The sequence below is a fragment of the Polaromonas sp. P1_G4 genome (genome assembly GCF_056405475.1).
In genome coordinates, this window is the sequence record NZ_JBFUCA010000382.1 from 1 (window position 1) to 4,146 (window position 4,146).

Consider the following 4,146-nt stretch of genomic DNA (forward strand, 5'->3'; position numbering starts at 1 on the left):
TGCGCCGACAGTTTGGCCGAAGCCAGGTCGGCGGCGCTGGCCTGTTCGCTGGCTTTCGCGCCGTCCACGGTGCGGCCCAGACGGCCCCATACATCGGGTTCCCAACTGCCACCAATGCTGAGCTGGTAGTTGTTGCCCACGCGGCCACCGACATTGTTGCCCGCCGTGCTGCTGCTGCTACTGCTGCCCGAGCGGCTGGCGCTGCCATCCAGCGAAACCGTCGGGAACAGCGATGCCCGCTGCTCGCGCACCAGGGCGCGTGCCTGCGCGTAGGCTGCAACGGCCACTGCCACGTTCTGGTTGGACACCTCCACACGCGATGCCAGCTGGTCCAGTACCGGGTCCTTGAAGAGCGACCACCACGGGCCGCGCTCAAGCGTATCGGCGGGCGCGGCCGGAACCCAGCCTTGCGCTTCCTTGTAGGTGCTCACGTCGACCGTGGCCGGGCGCTGGTAGTCGGGGCCGACTGCGCAGCCGCCAACGGCAAGCACCAGCGCAGCGCACAGCAGGCGAAGCTGAAAACGTGAACGGTGTGCGGGGTGAGTGTCGGAAAAGTGGTTCATGGCGTCGTCAGTCATTGCAGTTGGAGCGGGGCGCCGGGCGGCGGCGCGTCGGTCTCGTCAGGGTGGCGGCTGAGCTGACGCTCGGAAGGGCTGCGCCGGCGGAGCTTGTCCATCAGCACATAGACCACCGGGGTGGTGAGCAATGTCAGCACCTGGCTGGCAATCAGCCCGCCGATGATGGCGATGCCCAGCGGGCGGCGCAGCTCGGCGCCTTCGCCGAAACCAATGGCCAGCGGCAACGCACCCAGAATGGCCGCCAGTGTGGTCATCAGGATGGGGCGAAAGCGCAGCAGACAGGCTTCGCGCACAGCCTCAATCGCGGATAGGCCACGCGCCCGCTCGGCTTCCAGCGCGAAGTCGATGATCAGGATGGCGTTTTTCTTGACGATGCCGATCAGCAGGAACAGCCCGATCAGCGCGATGATGGAAAAATCCAGCTTGAACAGCAGCAAGGCCAGCACAGCGCCCACACCGGCCGAGGGCAAGGTGGACAGCACCGTGATGGGATGCACCAGGCTTTCGTACAGGATGCCCAGCACAATGTAGATCACCACCAGCGCCGCCAGGATCAGCAACGGTTGCTCGTTTTGCGATTGCTGCGCATTGAGCGCTGTGCCGGAAAAGCTGCCGCGCACGTTGTTGGGCAGCCGGATGTCGGCTTCCGCCTGGTGCACCGCGGCCTGGCCGTCGCTCAGCGTGCTGCCATCGGCGAGGTTGTAGGAAACCGTGGTGGAAAGCTCGCCGTCTTCGTGGCTGACCGAAGCGGCGGTGGGGTTTTCGCTGAAGGTGGCAATGGCCGACAGGGGCACCATGGTGCTGGCCGAGGCGCTCAGGACCTGGCCCGACGAAGAATCACGCAGGGATGGATTGGCCACAGAGGTGCCGGTGGCCACCGTGGTTGCAGCCGGGGTGCCGGTGCTTCCGGTATTGTTGGTTGTGTTGCTTGTGTTGCCTCCAGCCCCCTTGGCCGGTACGTAAATATCTTTCAGCGACTCGGGGCTGCGGGTGTAGCGCGGCGCCACTTCCATGATTACGTGGTACTGGTTGAGTTCGGCGTATATCGTGGCCACCTGGCGCTGGCCGAAGCCGTCATAGAGCGCGTTGTCCACGTCGCGTGAGCTGATGCCCATGCGTGCCGCGCTTTCCTTGTCCACCGTGACCATGGTCTCCACACCGTTTTCCTGCTGGTCGGTGTCCACGTCGGTCAGGGCGGGCTGCAGTTTCATCTGGTCCGCCAGGCGTGTGGCCCATACACGCAAGTCGGCCGCGTTGTCGCTTTTGAGCGTGTACTGGTAAGTCGAATTGGTCTGGCGGCCGCCGCCGCGCAGGTCCTGCACGGGGTTCAGGAAAAGGCTGACCCCGGTCACCCGTGCCAGCTGCGGGCGCAGCCTCGCAATCACGGCCTGGCCGGCCACGTCGCGTTGCCCCACTGGTTTGAGGTTGATGAACATGAAACCCCCGCCCGCTCGGGAACCACCGGTAAAACCCACCACGGTGTCCACGGCCGGGTCGGCGCGGATGATGTCGACCAGCTGCTTGAGCTTGGCCTGGAGGGCCTGAAATGAGATGCTGCGGTCGGCACGCAGGCCGCCGTTGATCTGCCCGGTGTCCTGTTGCGGAAAGAAGCCCTTGGGCGCCTTCACGAAGAGAAAACCGTTGAGCCCGATCACGGCCACCAAAATCAGCATCACCAGCAACTTGCTGTGCAGGGCCCAGTCCAGGCTCACTTCGTAGCTGCGGTGCACGCGGTTGAAGGCACGCTCGAACCAGCGCCCCACAAAAGCAAAACGCCCGGGCTTCTTCTCGTGCGCGTCAGGCCTCAGAAGCCAGGCGCACATCATGGGCGTGGTGGTCAGCGAGATGACCAGCGAGATCATCACCGCAGCAGACAGCGTGACCGCGAATTCGCGGAACAGCCGGCCCACCTGTCCGCCCATGAAGAGTAGCGGTATAAACACGGCCACGAGCGACAGGCTGATCGACAGCACCGTGAAGCCGACCTCCCGCGCCCCCAGCAGCGCGGCCTTGAAACGGTCCATGCCGGCCTCGATGTGCCGGCTGGTGTTTTCCAGCACCACGATGGCGTCGTCCACCACAAAACCGGTAGCCACGGTGAGCGCCATCAGGCTCAGGTTGTTCAGTGAAAAGCCCAGCAGGTACATCACGCCGAAGGTGCCCAGCAAGGAGACGACGGTGGCCACGGCCGGGATGATGGTGGCACGGGCGCTGCGCAGGAAGGCGCTTACCACCAGCACCACCAGCACGATGGAAATCAGCAGCGTGACTTCGATCTCGTGCAGCGAGGCACGGATGGAGTTGGTGCTGTCGGATGCCACCTGCAACTGCACGTCCTGCGGCAAGGCGGCCTGCAGCTCGGGAATCAGGGCGCGCACGCCGTCGACAGTGGCAATCACATTGGCATCGGGCTGGCGCGTGACCAGCACGATCACCGCCGGCTCGCCGTTGAAAAGACCGAGCGTGTTGATGTTCTCCACACCGTCCTGCACCTCGGCCACGTCCTGCAGCCGGATGGCGGCATTGTTGCGCCAGGCCACCACCAGGTTGCGGTAGTCGATGGCCTTGAGCCCGCCGCTGGCGGTGTTGGAGCCTGAGTAAATCTGGAAGCGCTGGCCGTTGCCTTCGATCGCGCCCTTGGGCCGGTTGGCGTTCGACGCCTGCAGGGCCGCACGCACATCTTCCATGGCAACGCCATAGCGGTTGAGTGCAAACGGCAGCAGTTCCACGCGCACCGCCGGCAACGAACCGCCGCCAAGCTCCACGTCGCCGACCCCGGGCACCTGGGCGATTTTTTGCTGCACGAGGTTGGAGACTTCGTCGTAAATCTGGCCCGGTGAGCGCGTCCTGGACGTGAGCGCCAGGATGATGACCGGCGCCGAAGCCGGGTTGGCTTTGCGGTAGGTCGGGTTGCTGCGCAGTGTGGCAGGGAGGTCGGCGCGCGAGGCGTTGATGGCTGCCTGCACCTCGCGCGCTGCCGCGTCGATCTTCCGGTTCAGGTCAAACTGCAGGCTGACACGGGTTGAGCCGTTGCTGCTGTTGGACGTCATCTCATTGACGCCCGCGATCACGCCGAGGCGCCGCTCCAGCGGCGTCGCCACACTGCTGGCCATGGTGGAGGGACTGGCCCCCGGCAACGAGGCGCTGACCGAGATCACCGGGAAATCCACTTGCGGCAGCGGTGAGACCGGCAGCACGAAGAATGCGGCGATGCCTGCGAGGGCCAAGCCTATGGTGAGGAGGACGGTGGCTACCGGGCGGCGGACGAAGGGTTCGGAGAGGTTCATGGCGTGGCTCCCACGCTGGCCGTGACGAAGGTGACTTTTGTTCGAACGGCGGGAGTTTTTGCTGAGGGTAGCTGGCCGGGGGTTGCCCGGCGGCAACTCACTTTTCTTTTGCTTCGCCAAAAGCAAAGTAAGCAAAAGAAAAGGCGACCCTGCTGTCTGCGWCCCTCCGCTTCGCTACGGGCAACCTGCGGTGCTCGGTYCAGGCGGGGTCTCGCTCGAACTCGCCTTCGGCTCAGACAATCGCGATCCCTGATCCGCCTGAACCTGCGCTCCTCGGCGCA

General features: G+C 64.8%; 2 protein-coding genes. Both read right to left on the minus strand.

Going from position 1 to position 4,146, the window contains the following annotated elements:
* On the minus strand, nt 1-578 hold a 578-nt coding region (locus AC1D1X_RS17045), incomplete at its 3' end, for a TolC family protein (RefSeq protein WP_477698723.1).
* Nucleotides 575-3,865: an efflux RND transporter permease subunit gene (locus AC1D1X_RS17050; protein ID WP_477670933.1), complete on the minus strand. Its 3,291-nt coding sequence runs from the start codon at nt 3,863-3,865 to the stop codon at nt 575-577. The genes AC1D1X_RS17050 and AC1D1X_RS17045, both read right to left, overlap by 4 nt.
* Nucleotides 3,866-4,146 lie beyond the last annotated feature (281 nt).